General features: G+C 68.0%; 21 protein-coding genes and 1 tRNA gene. 9 read left to right on the top strand and 13 right to left on the bottom strand.

Features of this window, described 5'->3' with window-relative positions; all coding sequences use genetic code 11:
* Positions 1 to 93 precede the first annotated feature (93 nt).
* The 6 genes from AB0I69_RS08560 to AB0I69_RS08535 all read right to left on the bottom strand — a co-directional run bounded on the left by AB0I69_RS08560 (position 94) and on the right by AB0I69_RS08535 (position 5522).
* Positions 94 to 1269, bottom strand: coding sequence for a lipid-transfer protein (locus AB0I69_RS08560; protein WP_363094813.1), 1176 nt, complete (start codon positions 1267 to 1269; stop codon positions 94 to 96).
* Positions 1266 to 1658, bottom strand: coding sequence for a MaoC family dehydratase (locus tag AB0I69_RS08555; protein WP_363094812.1), 393 nt, complete (start codon positions 1656 to 1658; stop codon positions 1266 to 1268). Before AB0I69_RS08555 ends, AB0I69_RS08560 begins: the two co-directional genes overlap by 4 nt.
* Positions 1655 to 2767 (bottom strand): acyl-CoA dehydrogenase family protein, encoded by a 1113-nt coding sequence (locus AB0I69_RS08550; protein WP_363094811.1) that lies wholly within the window; start codon positions 2765 to 2767, stop codon positions 1655 to 1657. Before AB0I69_RS08550 ends, AB0I69_RS08555 begins: the two co-directional genes overlap by 4 nt.
* Before the next feature lies 1 nt (position 2768).
* Positions 2769 to 3734, bottom strand: coding sequence for a bifunctional MaoC family dehydratase N-terminal/OB-fold nucleic acid binding domain-containing protein (locus tag AB0I69_RS08545; RefSeq protein ID WP_363095036.1), 966 nt, complete (start codon positions 3732 to 3734; stop codon positions 2769 to 2771).
* 11 nt (positions 3735 to 3745) lie between these two features.
* Positions 3746 to 4954 carry an acyl-CoA dehydrogenase family protein gene (locus AB0I69_RS08540; RefSeq protein ID WP_363094810.1) on the bottom strand — a complete coding sequence of 403 codons (1209 nt, stop codon included), beginning with the start codon at positions 4952 to 4954 and terminating at the stop codon, positions 3746 to 3748.
* A gap of 256 nt (positions 4955 to 5210) precedes the next feature.
* Positions 5211 to 5522 carry a hypothetical protein gene (locus AB0I69_RS08535; RefSeq protein WP_033285529.1) on the bottom strand — a complete coding sequence of 104 codons (312 nt, stop codon included), beginning with the start codon at positions 5520 to 5522 and terminating at the stop codon, positions 5211 to 5213.
* A 370-nt stretch (positions 5523 to 5892) separates the two neighbouring features.
* Here AB0I69_RS08535 and AB0I69_RS08530 point away from each other — a divergent pair, with 370 nt between their 5' ends.
* Together AB0I69_RS08530 and AB0I69_RS08525 are read left to right on the top strand one after the other, a co-directional pair.
* Positions 5893 to 6795 carry a bifunctional DNA primase/polymerase gene (locus AB0I69_RS08530; RefSeq protein WP_363094809.1) on the top strand — a complete coding sequence of 301 codons (903 nt, stop codon included), beginning with the start codon at positions 5893 to 5895 and terminating at the stop codon, positions 6793 to 6795.
* Between the two features lie 113 nt (positions 6796 to 6908).
* Positions 6909 to 7115: a hypothetical protein gene (locus tag AB0I69_RS08525; protein ID WP_363094808.1), complete on the top strand. Its 207-nt coding sequence runs from the start codon at positions 6909 to 6911 to the stop codon at positions 7113 to 7115.
* Between the two features lie 58 nt (positions 7116 to 7173).
* Here the strand turns inward: AB0I69_RS08525 and AB0I69_RS08520 are convergent.
* Together AB0I69_RS08520 and AB0I69_RS08515 are read right to left on the bottom strand one after the other, a co-directional pair.
* A tRNA-Ser gene (locus tag AB0I69_RS08520) sits at positions 7174 to 7260 on the bottom strand.
* A 321-nt stretch (positions 7261 to 7581) separates the two neighbouring features.
* On the bottom strand, positions 7582 to 8433 hold the full coding sequence (locus AB0I69_RS08515) for a hypothetical protein (RefSeq protein WP_363094806.1): 852 nt from the start codon (positions 8431 to 8433) through the stop codon (positions 7582 to 7584).
* Between the two features lie 829 nt (positions 8434 to 9262).
* On the opposite strand from AB0I69_RS08515, the gene AB0I69_RS08510 reads away from it, so the two are divergent.
* Positions 9263 to 9796: an NUDIX hydrolase gene (locus AB0I69_RS08510; protein WP_363094805.1), complete on the top strand. Its 534-nt coding sequence runs from the start codon at positions 9263 to 9265 to the stop codon at positions 9794 to 9796.
* Here AB0I69_RS08510 and AB0I69_RS08505 read toward each other — a convergent pair.
* On the bottom strand, positions 9774 to 11114 hold the full coding sequence (locus AB0I69_RS08505; protein ID WP_363094804.1) for a hypothetical protein: 1341 nt from the start codon (positions 11112 to 11114) through the stop codon (positions 9774 to 9776). The genes AB0I69_RS08510 and AB0I69_RS08505 overlap by 23 nt on opposite strands.
* Positions 11115 to 11227: 113 nt before the next feature.
* Here AB0I69_RS08505 and AB0I69_RS08500 point away from each other — a divergent pair, with 113 nt between their 5' ends.
* From AB0I69_RS08500 to AB0I69_RS08485, 4 genes are all read left to right on the top strand, one after another.
* The gene (locus AB0I69_RS08500; RefSeq protein ID WP_363094803.1) at positions 11228 to 11470 is read left to right on the top strand and encodes a hypothetical protein; all 243 of its coding nucleotides are present in this window, start codon (positions 11228 to 11230) and stop codon (positions 11468 to 11470) included.
* A 195-nt stretch (positions 11471 to 11665) separates the two neighbouring features.
* The gene (locus AB0I69_RS08495) at positions 11666 to 12121 is read left to right on the top strand and encodes a hypothetical protein (RefSeq protein ID WP_363094802.1); all 456 of its coding nucleotides are present in this window, start codon (positions 11666 to 11668) and stop codon (positions 12119 to 12121) included.
* Positions 12122 to 12199: 78 nt separating this feature from the next.
* Entirely contained in the window at positions 12200 to 13045 is an 846-nt protein-coding gene (locus AB0I69_RS08490; protein WP_363094801.1) for a protein kinase, read from the top strand.
* 130 nt (positions 13046 to 13175) lie between these two features.
* Entirely contained in the window at positions 13176 to 14006 is an 831-nt protein-coding gene (locus AB0I69_RS08485) for a hypothetical protein (protein ID WP_363094800.1), read from the top strand.
* A 36-nt stretch (positions 14007 to 14042) separates the two neighbouring features.
* On the opposite strand, the gene AB0I69_RS08480 is transcribed toward AB0I69_RS08485, so the two are convergent.
* The 4 genes from AB0I69_RS08480 to AB0I69_RS08465 all read right to left on the bottom strand — a co-directional run bounded on the left by AB0I69_RS08480 (position 14043) and on the right by AB0I69_RS08465 (position 18378).
* Positions 14043 to 14918, bottom strand: a complete 876-nt coding sequence (locus tag AB0I69_RS08480) for a GNAT family N-acetyltransferase (RefSeq protein WP_363094799.1) — start codon at positions 14916 to 14918, stop codon at positions 14043 to 14045.
* A 102-nt stretch (positions 14919 to 15020) separates the two neighbouring features.
* Entirely contained in the window at positions 15021 to 16001 is a 981-nt protein-coding gene (locus AB0I69_RS08475; protein WP_363094798.1) for a CU044_5270 family protein, read from the bottom strand.
* Positions 15994 to 16626 carry an RNA polymerase sigma factor gene (locus tag AB0I69_RS08470; protein ID WP_363094797.1) on the bottom strand — a complete coding sequence of 211 codons (633 nt, stop codon included), beginning with the start codon at positions 16624 to 16626 and terminating at the stop codon, positions 15994 to 15996. Before AB0I69_RS08470 ends, AB0I69_RS08475 begins: the two co-directional genes overlap by 8 nt.
* 216 nt (positions 16627 to 16842) lie before the next feature.
* Entirely contained in the window at positions 16843 to 18378 is a 1536-nt protein-coding gene (locus AB0I69_RS08465; protein ID WP_363094796.1) for a trypsin-like peptidase domain-containing protein, read from the bottom strand.
* Between the two features lie 258 nt (positions 18379 to 18636).
* On the opposite strand from AB0I69_RS08465, the gene AB0I69_RS08460 reads away from it, so the two are divergent.
* Together AB0I69_RS08460 and AB0I69_RS08455 are read left to right on the top strand one after the other, a co-directional pair.
* A complete protein-coding gene (locus tag AB0I69_RS08460; RefSeq protein ID WP_363094795.1) occupies positions 18637 to 19482 on the top strand; it encodes a glycerophosphodiester phosphodiesterase in 846 nt (281 codons plus the stop codon).
* Positions 19483 to 19754: 272 nt separating this feature from the next.
* Positions 19755 to 20264: an ATP-binding protein gene (locus AB0I69_RS08455; protein ID WP_363095035.1), complete on the top strand. Its 510-nt coding sequence runs from the start codon at positions 19755 to 19757 to the stop codon at positions 20262 to 20264.
* Positions 20265 to 20274: the final 10 nt, after the last annotated feature.

Genomic DNA, 20274 nt, shown 5'->3' with positions numbered 1-20274 from the left:
CAGACTCCGCCTCAGGTTGTAGGGGTGGGGCTGGCTCCACCTCCTGAAGGTGGACGAGCGGCTGACATGTACTGCGGGTTTACCCCTGGGGGCTCACCCCTGTTCGCCCGGAACGGTGAGCACCAGCCCGGACGTCGGCACCCCCGTCCCCGCCGTCACCAGCACCCTCCCAGCCCCCGGTATCTGGTTCACGGCCGTGCCGCGAACCTGTCGAACACCCTCCGCGATCCCGTTCATCCCGTGCAGATACGCCTCCCCGAGCTGTCCCCCGTGCGTGTTGACCGGCAACCGCCCCTCGGCCACGAAGTCCGCTGCCTCCCCCTTCCCGCAGAAGCCGAACTCCTCCAGCTGCATCAGTACGAACGGCGTGAAGTGGTCGTACAGGATCGCCACGTCGATCTCCTCCGGCCCCAGCCCCGCCGTCCGCCACAACTGCCGCGCGACCACCCCCATCTCCGGAAGGCCGGTCAGGTCGTCGCGGTAGAAGCTGGTCATCTGCTCCTGCGCCCGACCTGCCCCCTGCGCCGCCGCCGCTATGACAACGGGCGGACGCGGCAGGTCGCGGGCCCGCTCCACCGACGTGACGACGATCGCCTGGGCGCCGTCCGTCTCCTGACAGCAGTCCAGCAGCCTGAGCGGCTCCACGATCCAGCGCGAGGCCGCATGCTCGGCGAGCGTGATCGGTCTGCCGTGGAAGTACGCCGCCGGGTTCGTCGCCGCGTACTTCCGGTCCACGACGGCCACCTGCCCGAACGCCTCCGGAGTCAGCCCGTACGTGTGCAGATACCGCTGCGCCGCCATCGCCACCCACGACGCCGGCGTGAGCAGCCCGAACGGCAGCGCCCAGCCGAGCGCCGCGCCCTCCGCCGACGGCTCCCGGTGCGTCACGCCCGAGCCGAATCTGCGCCCCGACCGCTCGTTGAAGGCGCGGTAGCAGACCACCACCTCCGCGACTCCCGCCGCCACCGCCAGCGCCGCCTGCTGGACGGTCGCGCAGGCCGCGCCGCCGCCGTAGTGGACCCGGGAGAAGAAGGACAGCTCGCCGATCCCGCAGGCCTGGGCCACGGTGATCTCCGGGTTGGTGTCCATCGTGAACGTGACCATCCCGTCCACGTCCGCCGGCGTCAGCCCCGCGTCGTCCAGCGCGGCCCGCACCGCCTCCACGGCGAGCCGCAGCTCACTGCGCCCGGAGTCCTTGGAGAACTCCGTCGCCCCGATACCGACGATCGCCGCCTGCCCACCGAGGGTGTCGCGGGTACGGACACTCATCCGGCCTCCCTCGGTACGGTCACCGTCACGGTGCCTGTCACGTGTCTGCCGATGCCGTTCGCGCCGAGCACGCGCACCGTCGCCGTGTCGCCGTCCGTCTCCTCGACCCTGCCGGTCAACACCATCGTGTCGCCCGGGTAGTTGGGGGCGCCGAGCCGTATGGCCACCTTGCGGAGGGTCGCTCCCGGGCCGAAGTGGTCCGTGACGTAACGGCCGACCAGGCCGTTCGTCGTCAGGATGTTCATGAAGATGTCGGGGGAGCCCTTCTGCCGTGCCGCCTCCGCGTCGTGGTGCACGTCCTGGTAGTCACGGGAGGCGATGGCCCCGGCGACGATCAGGGTGCGGGTGATCTCGATTTCGAGCGGGGGCAACTCCTCACCTGCCCTCATGGCTGCACCTCCTCCTCACTGACGATCAACTCCCCCAGTTCTTGCAGTACTTCGTCCCCGCAGCCCAGGTACGCGTCCAACTGACGGCCCCAGAGGAAGTGCCGGTGGACCGGATGGTCCAGGTCGGCTCCCGCGCCGCCGTGCAGATGCTGCCCCGTGTGGACGACCCGCTGACCGGCCTCGGACGCCCACCAGGCCGCGGTCAGCGCGTGGGTGGCGAACGGCAGCCCCGCATCGCGCCGCCAGGCCGCCTCGTACGCCGTCACGCGTATCGCCTCGATGTCCATGTGCGCGTCGGCGGCCCGGAGTTGGACCGCCTGCCGGGTGGCCAGCGGACGCCCGAACTGCTCCCGCGTGTTGACGTGCGCCACGGCCCGAGCCAGCGAACCCGCGCAGACCCCGGCCTGGAGCCCGGCGAAGGCGGTGCGGGCGGTGGCGAGGACGTCGGCATGGGCCTCTGCGGCACCGATCCGCTCCGCTGCCGTGCCGTGGAGCGTCAGTCGCCCCGCCTGCCAGGGCGCCGTCAGCTCGACCGGCTCGACGCGCGTGGCCTCCGTGACCGGCGTCAGCCACAGCCTGCGCCGGTCGTCGGCGACAAGGACATGCGTGGCGTCGCGCAGCCAGGGGACGACGGGGACCGTCCCGGTCAACTCGCCCTGCCTGGAAGCCGGTTCACCTTCACCGCGTACGCCTTCACCCCGTGCACCTTCATCCCGTGCACCTTCATCCGGTACACCTCTCGCCCGCACACCCCCCTGCGCGGGAATCGCCCCGCACACCACCACCGAGCCGTCCCCGATGCCCGGCAGCAGCCGCTCCCGCTGCTCGGGCGAACCGTGGGTCGCCACCGCCAGCAGCCCGTACACGCAGGTCGACGCGAAGGGCACCTGGGCCGTCGTCCGCCCCTGCTCCTCCAGGAGGAGAACCAGGCCGAGCAGGCCCAACTCCTTGACGGCGCCCACCAGTCCGGCGGCGCACAGGGCCTTCCACAGCTCGGGATCGCTGTCCGTCCCGGCCGCCGTGAGCCGCTCGGGTGTCGCGAGGTCGCCGAAGATCCGGGCGGCCAGGTCACGGGCCGCCGCCTGCTCCTCCGTGGGCGTGAAGTCCATGTCAGCCCACCCCGCCCTCTCGGCCTTCCTGCACCTGGAACACGGGGAGGACCAACGCGCCGTCCTCGTCGTCGTACCGCCGGAATTCGAGCCGTACCGGCAGCCCGATGCGGACCTTGTCGTACGGCACCCCCACCACATTGCTCACGATCCGCACGCCCTCGGCCAGTTCGATCAGCCCGACGGCATAGGGACCCGCCGCGTCAGTGGCTTGATCGGACTGCGTGAAGGCCGGGAAGGGCGGGTGGTGCATCACCACGTACGAGTAGACCGTCCCCTCGCCGCTCGCCTCGACCGTGTCCCAGTCCAGGCCGCCGCAGGCGTTGCAGCCCGGCAGCCAGGGGTGGCGCAGCGTCCCGCAGCTCGTGCAGCGCTGGATGAGGAGTCGGTGCCGCTCCACGCCCTCCCAGAAGCCGGCGTTGTCCCGGTTGACCACGGGGCGGGGACGCCTGGCGCGCGGGCTCTTCCCCTTCTGGCGTGCGGGGGCGTACTTGAGGATGCGGAAGCGGTGGGTGCCGACGAGGTCCTGGCCCACCCGCACGTCCATGCGCGTCGTGACGAAGTACCCCGTGCCCAGCTTCGTCGTCTTGCGGTCCGACACCGACTCGATCACCGCGTCGAAGGTGACCTCGTCCCCCGGCCGCAGGGGCCGTAGGTACTCCTGCTCACAGTCGGTGGCGACCACCGAGGTGCAGCCCGCCTCGTCGAGGAGGTCGAACAGCTCGTCGTAGGCCCCCGTGCGTCCCGTGTGCCCCGTGTGCCCGGAGAGGCCTCCCATGGTCCATGCCTGGAGCATGGTGGGCGGGGCGACCGCGTCCGGGCCCGCGTACGCCGGATCGGTGTCGCCCATCGCCTCGCACCAGTGCCGGATCATCGGCTCGTTGACGGGATCCTTCCCCACGCCCGCGACGGCGGCCGCCCGCCCCTCGTACGCCTTGAGCCGCGCCCCCAGCTCATCGCTCACCATCAACTCGCCTGTCACCTCCGCCCCCTCGTCATCCCGAGCCGCATCGTCGCGACGATCTCCCGCTGCACCTCGCTCACCCCGCCCCCGAACGTGTTGATCTGCGCCGCCCTGTTCAACCGCTCCAGCTCGCCGTCCCCGACAACACCCGGCGATCCCGAACGCACCAGCCCTGCCAGCCCCGTCGACCCGTCCGTCCCGGCGACGTGCTGACATATTCGGTACACCGCCACCGTCGATTCGGTTCCCACGACTTTCACGCCGCTCGCGTCGCCGGGCGCCAGCCGGCCCGCCCCCACATCGCCCACCAAACGCCAGTTGAGCAGGCGTGTTGCCGCCAGCCGGGCATGCGCCTCGGCCAGCCGCGCCCGCACCCACGGCTCGTCAACCCTGCGCCGCCCCGTCACCGGATCGGGCGTGCGGGCGGCGGTGAGCGCCGCGGCGTAGAAGTCCTCGGCCTGCATTCCGATCGCGGCGAGCGCGACCCGCTCGTGGTTGAGCTGGTTGGTGATGAGGGACCAGCCCTCGTTCTCCGCGCCGACGAGGTTGCCCGCCGGGACGCGGACCCCGTCGTAGTACGTGGCCGTCGTCCGCTGCCCGCCCACCGTCTCGATCGGGGTCCACGAGAAGCCGGGCGCGTCGGTCGGGACGAGGAGGATGGAGATGCCGCGGTGCTTGGGGGCCTCGGGGTCGGTGCGGCAGGCGAGCCAGATCCAGTCGGCGTTGTGGGCGTTGGAGGTGAAGATCTTCTGCCCGTCGATCAGCCAGCCGCCCTCATCTCCTTCCGCTTCCGCCCCTGTTCGTTGCCGCACCGCCCGCGTCCGCAGCGACGCCAGATCCGTGCCCGCCGACGGTTCGCTGTAGCCGATCGCGAAGACGAGTTCGCCGCGCAGGATGCCCGGCAGAAGAGCGGCCTTCTGCTCCTCGCTGCCGTACTTCATCAGCGTCGGCCCCACGGTGTTCAGAGTGACCATCGAGACGGGCGCGTTCGCCCGGTAGGCCTCGTCGAAGAACACGAACTGCTCGTCGGCGCCCCGCCCTTGACCGCCGTACTCGACCGGCCAGCCGAGCCCGAGCCAACCGTCGGCGCCGATCCGGCGCAGCAGGGCCCGTTGGCCGCGGGGGTCGTCCGCACCAGGTGGCCCGTCCGGCATCAGAGCGGCGAAGTACGCACGGAGCTCGGCGCGCAACCGCCGCTGGCGTTCGGTGGGGGCGAGGTGCACGACGGCGGACCTCCGGGGGCGTCGTAGTCGTCTCAGTCGTACGGACGAGGATTTCTGACTGTCCGTCAGATGCCGTGCACTGTCAAGGTCGTCACCGCACAGGAGCCCTGCCGCCCGGGCACGCACGCGTGGCGCACGAAAAACGCCTGCGCGGCGGCACCGAAGCACCACCGCGCAGACGCGTTACGACCCCACAGAGCACACCTCACACGCCCTCAGGCACCCCCACGCATCCCCGCGCGGGAGTCGGGCGCGGCTACCAGAAGTTGGCGAAGTTGACGGCGACGTTCGAGTTCCCCTGGTTGATGGCGGTGAACGCGGATCCGTTGACCTGGGCGGTGTTGCTCTGGTTCGAGGCCCCGGAACCGACCGCCTGCTGCTGTGTGGTGGACGAGTTGCCCTTGTTGTCGTGCCCCACCCCGCTGCCGCTGACGGTCGCCACACCCGCGTTCGATCCGTTGCCCGCGATGGCGCCGTTGTCCGCCGCCGCGACGCCGGTGAAGAGGGCGGCTGCCAGCGGGAGGGCGGAGACGGCGGCGATGACGCGGGCGGTACGGATGCTTGCCATGTTGTTCCTCCAGAACAAGGTACGTACCGGCTTGGTAACCGGACGCATATGAAGTACGGCTTCAAGTACTGCTGCTACCAGGGCAGTTGGCCGACCGCCTCGGTGTTGTGCACGACGTCGCGGAACCAGAGTTGCCCACCGAATCCCCGGCGAACCAGACCGGAAGCGGTTATTCCCCCTGAAGCGTGATGACAAGTCGATAAACCCCTTTGGCCGCCTGGAAGCCGCAGTTCAGGGCAGTACGGACAGCTCGTCCCAGGCGCCCCAAGGGGCGAAGCGTTACGTCACATTCCCAGCCAATCCCCCCGACCCGGGCGAGTCGGAGCCACCCCCTCTTCCCTTTTTCGAACACCCGTACGAACATAGAAACATGGCCACCACCGACCGGCAGGCCACGACGCTGGCCCTCGCACACGCCCTGTCAGCCGCCGAACGCGGACTGGCCGTGATCCCCCTGTCCCGGACGAAGCTCCCTGCCCTGCGCTCCCCGCACCACGCCGACCCGTCGAGCGAGACGGGCTCGACAGCCCCAGCGGGCCCGGTGGGCGCGCCCTGCCATGGCGAGTGCGGACTCCTGGGCCACGGGGTGTACGACGCCTCCGCCGACCCGGCGCGCATCCGCGAACTGTTCGCCGCCGCACCCTGGGCCACCGGCTACGGCATCGCGTGCGGACTGCCCCCGCACCACCTGATCGGCATCGATCTAGACACCAAATCCGGTACGGACTCGTCCGCCGCCCTACGCGAACTGGCCCTCCGCCACCTGTTCACGATCCCCGAGACCGTGGTCGTCCTGACCCCCAGCGGCGGCCGCCACCTCTGGCTCACCGGCCCGCCGGACGTCGTCATCCCCAACTCCGCGAGCCGCCTCGCCCCCGGCATCGACATCCGAGGCGCCGGCGGCTACCTCGTCGGCCCCGGCTCCCGCACGGAACACGGCCTGTACGGCGCCGCCCCCGCCACCGCCCACCTCGCACCGGCACCCTGCCCACCGTCCCTCCTGCGCCTACTCCTCCCGCCGCCCCGCACCAACCACCCCACCCCCACCTCAACCGGCCAACACGGCCAGGGCCTGGTCCAGTTCGTCCTCGCGGCCCACGAAGGCCAACGCAACACCCGCCTCTTCTGGGCGGCTTGCCGCGCCTACGAGAACGACATCGGGCCGGCACTTGTCGAGCCCCTGGTGGAGGCGGCCCTTGGCACGGGTCTCTCCGAGAGGGAAGCGCGGGCGACTATCGCTTCGGCGGCTCGGATGACGGGGCGGCGGGGGTGAGGGCGGCCCCGTCAGTTGCCAGTTGTGGGTCGCCGGATGTCGGCTGCCAGTTGCCGGTTGTTGTCGGTCGGGGCTCCGGTGGGACGCGCGAACTCCGGCTATAGCGTGACCGCATGGAAGAACCTCGCATCAAGGTGCACGGCTCAGACACCGAGATCACCGTGACAGGCAACGCCGCCGGCCTGCGGAATCTCGGCGAAACGCTCATCGGCCTCGCCGATCCCGAACACCGGGACGGCTACCACGTACACCTTGAGCCCGGTATCAACCTCAAGGACGGCTCGGTCAGCCTGATCCTGGAGCGCGACGAAGAACTGTAGGACCGACAACGAGCGGCCCCTGACCGATGTACCCGGTCAAGGGCCGCTCGTCCGTCTGCGGTGGGTGTGGGATTTGAACCCACGGTCACATCGCTGCGACGACGGTTTTCAAGACCGTTCCCTTAGGCCGCTCGGGCAACCCACCTGCGCACACGCCCACCAGGGACGGAGCGGGTACAGCGTACCGGGCTCGGGGCTCGTGCGGGGTTCGTGGTCCACACGGGGTCCACGGGCTCTGTTTTCCGCTCGAAGACCTGCGACCTTCTGATCCCTAGGATCAGGCAACCTCTCCTGTCGCGGCCCAACTACTCTTCAAACTGATCGCTGACGGTCGTGACCATCGGCATCTTTGGTCGTTGTTGGCGTCAGCGAGCAGTGCAGGAGCCCGCTTGCCCTGCCTCGCTGACGCCCACGGGCAGACGTAGAGAGGATGCTGCCGGACGCATCTGGAAAGGAACGTCTTCCGTCAGAAGCCCAGAGCACCTCTAATCCCCTCGGCCAACGCGAGTGCTGAACTACCTGCACTTAGCCCCGCCGTGATATTGGCAAGAGCGGCTCCGATGCGTGCGCGGTCGGCTCTGTCCCCTACTTCCTGCGCTCGCCTCAGTTCGCCATGCACCACGGTGGCCTGGGCGAGCAAGGACGGAGCTTCATCGAGTACCAGCCGAACGAGTTCCGCGGCCTGCTCAAGTGTTGGCCGAGCCGATCCATTGTCGTTAAAGGTTTGAGATCCGAGATTAACCCCACCCTGTTGAAGATTGTTGATCTTTGCGTTGCGGAAGTCGTATGACATGGCTACTTCTCGATCCTTGCCCGGGATTTTTTGCCCTTGCAGGCGCCTGAGGGCGTCACGGTATACGTGACCCCCCACTGTCAGGATCGTGCCCTGAGGCTCAACCGAAAATAGACTCCACGTATGACCTGCCCTCACAGCCTCCGTTAGCAATCTGTCTTGGCGAGACGTGCTGGACGCCAGGTTTTTGTATGTGGACCTAGAAACCTCATTCCCGCCGACGGCTAGGATCTCTGCCATCTTGTCCGCAACGAGAGCCCGGCTGCATTTCTCTGCACAGAGTCCAGGCATCAAATTTGGACGCTGAACCCCTATATGTTCATGAAGGAAAAATACCTTTACCTTGCCCGCCTGCGAGGCCAAGAGCGCCTGCCCTCTACCGCCAAGGCGCGAGTAGTCGACAAACCAAGCGGTGACCATTGGGTGGAAGACCCTGAAGCTGACTGTGCCCGTCTGGCCGCCACGCACGCTTCCAGGGATAACTTCAATCAAATTTGATCCCGGCAGGATATCCTCGGGGTGCATGCGAGTTTCCTGCGAGAATCTAATTGGGAGCGGATGGTGCCTTACTAGCCAAGACTCATGGATCCACGCTGGCCAGAATCTGCCTGGCGAGAGTAATGTTTGGTGAATTATAAATTCAGGAAGGCATTGCTTACGGGCTTCTGTTTTCCTCTCAGCTCGAACTCGGAGCCCACCCCAAATGAGGCTAGAAACCCATTCAGTTCGCGTTGCATCCAGGTGGTGGAGAGAGCAGACCATCTGACGGAGGTCTAATACTGCAGCGTCCCTCACATCTCCCCCTCGCATGCGTCGACAATAGGAACATTAGCGGCTGGCGCGCGTAGTCGTACGGTACTTACATCGGAGAGGTGGGACGCGCGGTGACGAATCTGAGAAGAATAGCGAGACTGTCCCGTGGGCAAGCCAGCCGTCCGCGAGTGAGGTAACGCATCGCCGCGGCGACCCGTGTGAATCTCGCCCAGCACAGCTCCAAGGGAGTTGTTCGCATCGAGGCGGCACGCAGGCGTATCGACGTGGTGATGTTCCTTGTCGATGTCGCCGCGCTGCCCATCGAGTTCGCCGCAGCTCGTACACGAGCGCCAACGGGCCTGCTTGCGTCTACGAAAGCATCCAAGTCTGGTCTGAAGTACTGGAGTTCGGGATCTTCCTCGTCCGAGCCGACGATGCGTTAGACCACAGCCCGACCCCGGAGCCACTCTCCCTGCGTTATAGACAACCAGTTGCGACCTGGACGCTCCGCCTGAACATTTCGTCGCCTTGACGCTAACATTGTGCCCGGCTCCGGCTTGGTCTGAGATGCTGGGTGCATCGTGTGAGAGGGGCGGCGTTCATGCAGTGGAAGACCCATGGCGAGCGACAGATCTACACCAACAAGTGGGTGAATCTGTGTCTGGTCGACGTCCAGCAACCTGACGGGCGCCGGTGGGAGTACCACGTCGTTCGCCTCCGCCACTTGGCCGTGGCCGCCGTGGTGAACGACCGCCAAGAGGTCCTGATGATGTGGCGGCACCGCTTCATCACGGACTCGTGGGCCTGGGAGTTGCCTATGGGCCTGGTCGAGGAGAACGAGACTCCGGAGCAGGCCGCGGCCCGCGAAGTCCTGGAGGAAACCGGCTGGCGGCCTGGTCCCATCAAGCCTCTGATCTACGCGGAGCCGGCCAACGGCATCACCGACTCGCAGCATCACGTCTTCCGTGCGGACGGCGCGACTTACGCCGGACCGCCCACGGAGAAGAACGAGTCCGACCGCATCGAGTGGATTCCTCTCTCGGAGGTGCGGGGCATGATCGATCGCCGCGAAGTCGTAAGCAGTGGTTCTCTCGTCGGCCTGCTCTACCTACTCATGGACGAAGCGATCCGCTGACCGGCGGGAGGAGTTCCCGTAGCCGTGCCTCGAAGGCCAGGGCTACGGGCTCCTGCCTGTGTGGGGCCAACTGGTCGTAGAACTCCCTGAGATGGCCCGAGACTCGCTCGGAGCCCACTGCCGAAGCAGGTTCCAGCGCTTGTGTGGCGGTGTGGCACGCCTGTTCAAGCTTGCCCTGGTCCAACTGCGTGCGAGCCAGCCAGAACGAGTGAAATGCCCGGCCGCGTTGGTTGGTGTGGGCCTCGCGCCGCAACGCGTCCGCGATCAACGGTTCCGCAGTCGCGGCTTCGCCCAGTCGGCCGTGAGCGATCCCCGTGTCCACGATCAGCTTCGTCTCGTCGAAGTACGTCACCCATGACGGGTCCGGGTTGCTGGCCTGGATCTGCTCGAAATGGTGGTGCGCTTCCCCGATCGCCCGGTGTGTGGAGTCCCGGTTGCCGAGCATGGCGTGAGCGAAGGCCTCGCGCATCGACAGCATGGACTGGACCCGTGGGGTGGTGTCGAGCGCTGAGCGGGCCTGGTCCTGGGCGGCGGTCACGAGGGCCAGAGAGTCCGCAGGTTTGTCCTGGTAGGTGCCTTGCAAGCTCATGCAGGCAAGCACGTTGGCCATGAACTGGCGGTCGTCGATCTCCTTGGCCAGTTGCAGTGCCTCGGTGAAGTACGCGCGGGCCTGGTTGTACTGGCGGGCGTCGAAGTAGGTCCATCCGGTGAGGCGGGCCAACTCGGCCGCGATTCCGTACAGGCCCTGCTGGATGGACGGCGGGCGGTCCTCCTTCAAGAGCCCGACCACATGGCGGAGTTGGCCGACAATGGCCGGCCTTAGCGCCTCGCCTCCGTGCTGGTCGTCCCGTCGCCAGTAGTCCTCGATGGACGAGCGAAAAGCTTCAAGTGTGGCCGCGCTCAAGCTCGTTCGCGTGGCCAGCGCCAAGATGCTGTCCACATCAGGGCCGGGTAGAGACGCGGGGGTCTGCTGCTCGGGCTCCGGTGCTTGGGGAGGTTCTCGCTCCGTGACCACGAGAGCTTGAGGCGTCTCCCACTCGCGACGCGCAAGCCCCAGCATGTGCCCCGGGATGCGCAAACCGTCCGCGATGCGCTCGATGACGTCCATGTGCTGCAACTGGCGTTGCCCCGCGATCACTTCGCCGACACGACTGGGTGTCAGGTCACAGCGCCTCGCGATCATCGACGGGTAGATGCCCGCCTTGGTCTTCACCAGCCGGAAGACCCTGGCGAAGTCCCGCACCCGGCAGGCATTGATCATCTCGGGATCGGTGAGCAGCCTGGCGGGCAGTTCCTGCGGCCGGTCTGCATCGGGCATTGGCAAGCTCCCACACTGCGAGGGCTACGCAACGTCGCTACTTCTCTACTGCCCGCAATATTACCCAAGTTGGGTAATCAGCCTGACCTTTTGGCGCGGGCCCTCTGATCGCGATGCTCCTTCACATGGCGAGCAACCATCAGACCAGACCAGGCATCGGTGAACTGGCGAAGGACAGCGCCCGAGACCGGATCGGCGTCGTCATGGGTGAAGTCGGCGGTCGGGTGCAGATAAGGCCGATCGGCGGCGGCACGGAATGGGATGCCATGCCGGACAACGTGGTGGCGCCGAGTCCACGAGAGGAACTCAGCGCACGTCTGGCTATCAAGAACGGCAACAGTCGGGACGGGCTGTGATGCGCGCGCTCAGCCGATACGCAGGAGTCCTGTTCGTCATCTTGATCAGCGGCTCGTGCGGCCTGGTGATCGGTGTGACTCTCGCCATGGGCCAGTAGACCGGCCGCCCCGAACGGGCGCCAACTCCCTGTTACCCCCTGCCCGTTCGGGGTGGGCCATCCAACCCACGCACCGCCACACACAAGGAGTACTCGCATGACGACAGCGGCAACGGCAACGGCGAACGATCGGAAGACCGGTCGCGCAGTAGCTGGTGAGGAGCTGTTCAAGAGCCTCGCCCACTTCGTGGTCGTCCACAACGGCCAGCCGCCCCAGCGTGCCGAGCGGATCGCGGACCAGGCGGTCGCCTTCCTGGTCACCGCAGCCACAGCCACCGTCCCCATGGTCCCGTCGGACGACGTCGACCTCGGCCTGCATGCGCTGATCTTGCACACGAAGGAGTACGCGAAGCTGTGCGACCGGTACGCAGGCCGCTTCCTGCACCACAACCCGAAGCCGGGCGGCGGGGGCCGTGACCCGGAGAAAGTGGTCACCTCGGCACGCGCGATGAAGGCGGCCGGGTTCATGGTCTTCGACGACCTGTGGACCGTAGGCGGAAGGAACCTCGCGCAGTGCGACTCAGACTGCGGCCGACCGTACGGTCAGGCATAGCACCCACCACATCAGCGACACGGCCGGCCTCACTCGTGGTCGGCCGCGTTCGCCGGGAACCGGGAAGGAGAACAGACGTTGTCCGCGTCACCCCCTGAACTGCCGATCGTGGTGCTCGACGCGCTGATGCCCACGACCCAGCGCCTGGTGCTCAACCGCCGGGGCTCCATGGTCTGGGAGGTGCAGAGCCATCGGGGCCACTACGCCGTGAAGGTCGGCTATCCGATCGAGGCCACTGCCGACTGGTCCGCCCAGCCCTGGACCGCCCTCGCACCCGCCCGCGAGGGCGCCGTGCTGCATCGCCTCGGCTTCGTCGACTTCGCGTACGGCGAGTGGGAGCAAGGGACTTGGAACTTCCAGCCGTGGCACGAAGGACCGGACCTGTACCAACTGTGGGAGCCGTACCGTCGACCCGGCTCGTCCATCGCACCGCGTACCACTGTGGCGGCGAGTTGCGTCCAGGCGTTGGCCGAACTCCACGCCAAGGGCTGGGTGCACGGTGATGTGCAGCCCGCCCACTTCATCGTCGGGCCGGAGCGAACCCGCCTCATCGACCTCGCCCTTGCCCGAGGCGGCAACGTGCCCGAGGGCTACGACTTCCCGTTCCGCGGCTGCCTCGTCCACTACGAGGCACCGGAGATCGCCCAGAGCGTACTCGCCACCGGAGAAGCCGAGCCGACCGAGGAAGCCGACATCTACGCCCTCGGCGCCTCCCTGCTCATCTCCGCCACCGGCTGGCGGGCGATGGAGTACCCGGACGACGCTCCCCGCTCGGTGCAGAGAGAGGCAGTGGCGAATGGCCGGCGTCGGCCGGTGAAGGTACGCGGTGAACTGGGCGAACTGATCGACGCGATGCTCAGCCACGCACCAGAAGACCGACCCACCATCTACGAGGCGGGCAAAACCCTGAACTGCGACTGCTGAGCGCCTATCGGACAGCGAAATGAGGTCGCCCAGCATTCACGTCGAATAGACCGGTAGTCCCTTCGTGCAATCATCCTGTTCGCCGAAACGACAAGGACAACAAGTTCAACAACAACGACAAGGAGGGGTGATGGCTGGCGTAACAGTGACGGTCTGTCTGCCGGCCGAGGCCGCGGGCGATGTCGAAGGGGCTCTTACGAAGGCTCTCGCTCCCTTCGACTCCGACTCCGGAGACAACCCTGTCGATCGTGGCATGTGGGACTCCCGTCGCATTCACGGCGGCAGCAACGGCCGGGGGTTCGCCGTCGTCGGCGGACATGAAGAGGATCCCCGGCTCATCCATGATGACCCTGCGTTCGACGGCACGCCCCGCCCCAGTGTCCCGGGCGTCTGTGCCGGAGGGCCGCGTGCCCTGCTCGATTTCTCCGAGCCGCATCTTGCTTCCGAGCGTGCCGCTGGCGCGTCGTGGGATCTGTGGCAGAGCCTGTCCGCCGTGCACCCTGCGGCAGCTCCCCTCTCGGACTTCGTGGAGCGCTGGCACAACGATCCCGACGCGTTTCCCGGTGACCGGTACGGAGACGCCATGTTCTCCGCCTACCGGGCCCAGCCGCTGATCGAGGCCTACCTCGACCACCCTTTCAGCCTTGGCCTCTGGTACGAGGGCTTCCTGGGCGACACCGAGCTTCGGGAGCATCCCGTCATCGGCTACGAGGGAACCCGTGCCGAGTACATCCGATATCTCACCCCGCCGTCGACAAGAACACCGAATACGGACGTACTCACAATGGACGGCTGGTGGCTGGAGGGGTACGAGCACAGCATGGCGGCCGTCCACGCCTTCTGCGAGCCTGAGTTGTGTCCGCACGACTCTCCACTGCCCGCGAAATGGCCGGGCAGCGAGGCGTATCTCGCGAACCTTCCCGGCGACACGATCCTCGTCCGGGTCCACTGTCACTGCTGACACGGCTCATCGCTGACGTGGCTCATCGGGCCGGCATTACAGAGGCCTTCCGGTGCCGTGCGGTGCGGAGAAGTCGTACACAGCCCAGTCCGCGAGCCGGACATACCCCAGGCGCCGGTACAGGGCGTTACTCGTGAGGTTGGCCGGGTCCGTGAACAGGACGACTTCCTTCGCGCCCGTGGCCAGCGCCGCTCTGCTCACCTCGGTCGTCACCGCGGCGGCGTAGCCGCGACCCCGGAGGTGGGCCGGGGTGTAGACGGGGTCCACGCGGACCATGCCGCCGATGTTCGATGTCGTGCCCGCGATGGAGACCGGAGTGCCGTCCGGGGTCTCCCAGAACGTGAAGTGCTTGTCGGCGAAGCGGGTGTCCGCCCAGGAGTCGGGGAGGACTTCGTCGACGGCGGTGGCGAACTCCTTGCACCAGTGGACGACTTGCTCATGATCCTCCTCGCCCGCGACTCGGCCCCGGCCCTCCGGGAACGGCTGTGGTGGGGTGAGTGTGCCGAGTCGGTACAGGTGAAGCCGGGTACGGAAGGTCGACGTCGCGCCGGTGTGCCGTTGCCATGCCTCGGCGAAAGCGGCGGCGGTGCTCTCGTCCGCGCTGACGTAGGGAAGCGAGTGCCCGAGGCCCGCCAGGTGGGCGGCGAGGGTGTCGGCCTGTTCGGGGGTGAGGGGGGTGGGGACCAGGCCGCGGGAGGGAAGGCGGTAGAAGGTGGCGTGGACCTTGCCCGCCTCTTCCAGTCGGCCGAACACGGGGGCCTGGGTGCCGTATTCGGCCGACCCGCGCGTGCGCAGTTTCTCGATCACCGTCAGGTGCATGGTGTGCGGAGCGGGGCGCGAGCTCAGGAAGTCGCCGCCTCGGGCGAGGAAGTCGTCCAGGTCTTCGGTGAGGGTCCAGTCGTCCGGTCGCATGCTTCATGATTTCCCATGCCTCGGGCCCACGTCCGCGGAAGACGGAACAGGGGCGCCGCCCGGTGAGCGCCCCCCTTCCGACCTTCACGTCACCTCACCTCACTACGGGCGCTGCATCACCCGATCCACCACAGCACTCGCCGCGACGTACGACCACTGTTCGTACGTCTTCCCGCCCGCCGTCCGCTGATCGCGCATGCCGAGGTACCGGTACGTCTTCGCATCGAAGACCAGGAGCGGTGGGCGGGGGTGGGACCGGACTGTTCCGGAGCCGATCGGCACGAAGCGGATGCCGATGCCCGCGCGGCCGTCGGCGTCCTTCTGGTTGGGCACGACCTCGATGCCGGGGACGGTGGCGAGCGCCTCGTAGGCGGCGGAGCGCAGCCCGTTGGGCAGGACGGGCCTGCGGAGCAGGCCGGAGAGGAAGTACTGGGTCATCGGCCAGTCGCCGGCCTTCATCGGCTTGCTGTAGTCCGGCTTTCCGCCCATGTCCCGCAGGACGATCGCCAGCTTGCGCGGGTCGGTCGGCAGCAGCTTCAGCTCGGTCCACTTGCTGGGCGGCCAGGTGCCCTGGCCCGGCCCGTACACCGGAACCCACTGCTTACGGCCCAGTTCACTGACGTAGGACTTCTTGGAGCCGTCGACCGAGTTCCAGCTCTCGTCGACGTACGTCCGGGTCGGGCCGCCGCCCCCGGCCGGGATCTCCTTGATGATCTCCTTGGTGTAGAGGAACTGGTCGTCGCGCGGAGCGATCGGCCTCTCGGTCCTGCGTTCCTCGATCGCCGCGCCGTGCAGGACGGTGGTCGCGCTCACCGGCTGGGTGCGGGGCGAGGACTCGTTGTTCTCGGCGACCACCACACTCGTCGCTACGGCCGCCGCCGCGACGCCCGCCATCGCCATCCGCAGGACCGGACGGCGTCGTACGGTCGCGGGGGCGAGGGTGGTAGGAGAGAGCATCGCCTGGTGGAGGCGGAAGCGGGCACGCGCGCGTGCCTGATCGGTGAGCGGGGGCGTGTCCGCGTCCCACTCCCTCAGGAGATCGAGTTCACGCATCAGTTCATTCAGCTCATTCATTTCATTCATCGCCGGATTCCTCTCGGAAGGCTGTCGGATCGGATCCGCCCAACGCGTCGCGAAGTTTTCTGCGAGCCCTGTGCAGCCGTGACCGGACCGTCCCCACCGGTACCTCCAGGGCGCGTGCGACCTCCTCGTAGCCGAGGTCGGCCCAGGCGACCAGCAGCAGCACGTCCCGGTGCCGGGCGGGCAACCGGGCCATGGCCAGGGCCAGTTCGCCGCGTACGGCCTGTGCGCTGACCCGCGCGGCCACCCGGTCGGCGACCGTGTCCTCGGACCTGTCGGCGGGGGCGGTCGACGGCAGCCGTCCGATCGCCTTGAACCGTCGGGCCTCAGCACGCCGGTGACGGCCCATGAGGTTGGTCGCGATGCCGAACAACCACGGGCGGGCGTCGGCCAGTTCGGTGTTGTACCGGAAGCGCTGCTGGAACGCGATGGTGAACGTCTCTGCCATCAGGTCCTCGGCGACCTCCGTGCCGAGCCGGCGCGCCGCGTAACGGTGCACCGAGTCGGCATGGCGGTCGAAGAGCACGGCGAATGCCTCGGGCTCGTCCCAAGACCGTTCGATCACCGAGGCATCGCTCACCGAGGCGTCACTGTCCTGCCCCACCCTGACGCCTGGTTCGACGGTCATCGGGGCTCCTCTCGTCCATGCGAACACACTGCTGAAGATTGGGCTTTCACCCGTACTTCGCCGCAGGGAGGAATCCGGTTCCCGCGCTGTCCACGCACGCGTGCCGAGGGGAAAACAGGCGGGCCGGGCAAGGAAACCCTTGCCCGGCCCGCCTGTTGGTCGTTCGTTCGCTCGCTCGATCGCTTGGTGCTACGTCAGCTGTCGCCTGGTGCTACGTCAGCTGTCGCCGACCCTCGACCCGAGGGTCAGGTCGGTCGTGTGCTCCGTGCCGCCGCGCTTGTAGGTGATCTTGACCTTGTCGCCCGGCTTGTGGGTCCAGATCTCGCCGATGAGGGTCGGGCCGCTGTCGATCACCGAGTCGTCGAGCTTGGTGATGACGTCGCCGGCCTTGAGGCCCGCCTTGGCCGCGGGGCCGCCGGCCTCGACCGAGGAGGTGCCGCTGGCGCCCTCGGCGGTGATCGTCGCGCCCGCGGTGCTGTCCTCCAGCGAGACGGAGGCGCCGATCTTGGCGTAGACCGGCTTGCCGGTCTTGATCAGCTGCTGGGCGACGTACTTCGCCTGGTTGATCGGGATGGCGAAGCCCAGGCCGATCGAGCCGGACTGGCTGCTGCCGCTGAGGCCGCCGCTGCTGGTCGACTGGATCGCGGAGTTGATGCCGATGACCGAGCCCTGGGCGTCGAGCAGCGGGCCGCCCGAGTTGCCGGGGTTGATCGAGGCGTCGGTCTGCAGGGCGCTCATGTAGGACGCCTTGCTGGTGGAGCTGCCGTCGCTGGAGGCGACCGGGCGGTTCTTGGCGCTGATGATGCCCGTGGTCACCGTGTTGGACAGGCCGAAGGGGGCGCCGATGGCGATCGTCTCGTCGCCGACGGCGATCTTGTCCGAGTCGCCGAGGGCGAGCGGCTTCAGGTTGCTGGGGGCGTCCTTGAGCTTGATCACCGCGACGTCGTAGCCCTGGGCGTGGCCGACGATCTCGGCGTCGTACTTCTTGCCGTCCGGGAAGGTCGCCGTGAGCTTGCCGCCGTCGACCGCGTCGGCGACGACGTGGTTGTTGGTGACGATGTGGCCCTGGGTGTCGAACACGAACCCGGTGCCGGTGCCGCCCTCGCCGCTGGTGCTCTCGGCCTCGATGGTGACCGTGCTGGGCAGGGACTTGGCGGCGACCGCGGCGATCGTGCCCGGGGAGCGCTTCACGGAGGCGCTGCCGGTGTCGGCGGAGACGGTGGTGGAGTTGGTGTTGTCGTCGTGGTTCTTGGCCAGGGTGTAGCCGAGGCCACCGCCCAGGCCGCCGGCGACCAGCGCGGCGATCAGGACCGCGGCGATCAGCCCGCCGCGTCCGCTGCCGGGCTTCTTGGGCTCGGGCTGCTGGTACGGGGTGCCCCAGCCACCCGCACCGGCGGCGCCGTCACCTCCGTAGCCACCGCCGTATCCACCCACGCCCTCGCCGCCGTACGCGCCCGCGCCCGCGCCGCCGTCGGCGTACGACGGTGTGGCGGGCGGCGGGGGCGGCCAGGCGGCGTCGGGAGCAGAGCCCGTGCCCTCCGGTCCGGGCGCCTGGGACGCGGCGGCGTAGGCCGGTGCGGGGCCGGCGTGCAGCGTGTCCTGCGGGGCGCTCGGAGGCACCGGGGGGAGCGGCGTCGTGTGCGCGCCCCCTTCGGGCGCGGCTGCCTGCGGGGAAGCTGCTGGAGATTCCACCGGCACAGGAGGTGCAGACGGGGCCGGGGGTACCTCAGTGCCCTCGTTCTCGGTGCTCACAGCTCTTCTCCTCGGTCCACGGCTGTTGTTCTCGGAAGCATGCGGTCACACTCGTTCACGCTTGTCGACGGTCCGGCGCGAAACAGCTGTGCAGGTGCTTTTGTATGCCGTCAGCTTTTCCCACCGGACGTCAGGGCACCATAAGCGGTGCCTGTGGGTTCATGGCGATCCTTTATAAGTGGTCATTAACACCAAAAAGGCATATACCTACACCTTCCCGGTTCCACGTGCACCCCTTTGCGGTGGCACCATGACGCGGTGACCCACGCACGGCAGCACCGGATCCAAGTCGTCGCCCACCGCGGAGCCTCCGAGGAGGCCCCCGAGCACACCCTCGCCGCGTACAAGAAGGCGATCGAGGACGGCGCGGACGCCCTTGAGTGCGATGTACGGCTGACCGCCGACGGCCATCTCGTCTGTGTCCACGACCGCCGCGTCAACCGTACGTCGAACGGGCGCGGCGCGGTCTCCGCACTGGAGTTGGCCGATCTGGCCGCCCTCGACTTCGGCTCCTGGAAGGGCCGCGACCTGTCCCGCGACTCCTGGAAGACGCGGGACGAGGAGCCGGACTGGGAGCACCTTCCGGAGGACCACGAGGACACCTCCGTGCTCACCCTGGAGCGGCTGCTCGAACTCGTCGCGGACGCGGGCCGCCGGGTGGAGCTGGCCATCGAGACGAAGCATCCGACGCGCTGGGCCGGGCAGGTCGAGGAACGGCTGCTGGTGCTCCTGAAGCGGTTCGGGCTGGACGCCCCGGCCTCCGCCGCCGACTCCCCGGTACGGGTCATGAGTTTCTCGGCACGCTCGCTGCACCGGGTGCGGGCCGCATCCCCGACCTTGCCGACGGTCTACCTGCTGCAGTTCCTCTCGCCCCGACTGAGGGACGGGCGACTTCCGGCCGGTGTCCGGATCGCGGGCCCCTCGATCCGGATCGTGCGCAATCACCCTGCGTACATCGAGCGGCTGAAAAACGCCGGTCATCAGGTGCACGTGTGGACCGTCAACGAGCCCGAGGACGTCGATCTCTGCGTTGACCTGGGCATTGACGCCATCATCACCAACCGGCCGCGGGCCGTTCTGAGCCAGCTCGGCCGCGGACAGTAAAGAACCTCATAAAGACCACCAAACACCCCTTGACCCGGGCACCTCACCTGCACCATCCTCCGAACTCGGCCACACCATCGAAAACAAGCCACCCGATTACAGGGAGTGCTCCGGCGCGTTCGGTCCGTGTTCGATCGTTGCGAATGCGTCACTGAACGTGGATTGGCCGGTTTCCGGTACAGGCCCATGGGGCATCCACACCGTGGCGTGGGGCGAAGGAGGTCTCGGGGGTGGCGTTGGTGGTGGCACAGGAGGTGCCCACGTCGTCGAGCATGGCCGTAACCCATGGCCCTGCGGGCGTGGGGGAAGCAAGACACTGCATGCGCGATCAGTTGCGCACGGGCGGTGTGTCGGAAGCGGTCATCGACGATGCCGTACTGATCCTTTCCGAACTTCTGAGCAATGCGTGCAAACACGGCCGGCCCTTGGGCGACGCCCTGGCCGGTGACGGTGACGTCCGGTGCGCCTGGCGCGTGGACACGGGCGGACGGCTCACGGTCGAGGTGACGGACGGCGGCGGCCCGACGCGCCCGGCTCCGGCCACCCCGTCGGTGACGGCGCACGGCGGGCGCGGGCTGAACATCATCACGGCGCTGGCCGACGACTGGGGCGTGCGGGACGACACCCGGGGCGAGGTCACGGTGTGGGTCGTCGTGCACGACGTCGTCGATGATCCGGAAGCGGCGCACCGGCGCGACGACTTCGCTACGCGCGTCACCGCCCCCACGGTCTCCGCGGTCTCCCGGCTGGAGTTCGCGGACGCGTTCGACGACCTGGACTGACACACCGGTC

The sequence above is a fragment of the Streptomyces sp. NPDC050508 genome, assembly GCF_040655155.1.
Taxonomy (GTDB): domain Bacteria; phylum Actinomycetota; class Actinomycetes; order Streptomycetales; family Streptomycetaceae; genus Streptomyces.
Note: the sequence above shows the minus strand (reverse complement) of the source record. Positions and strands in the feature narration are given on the sequence as shown.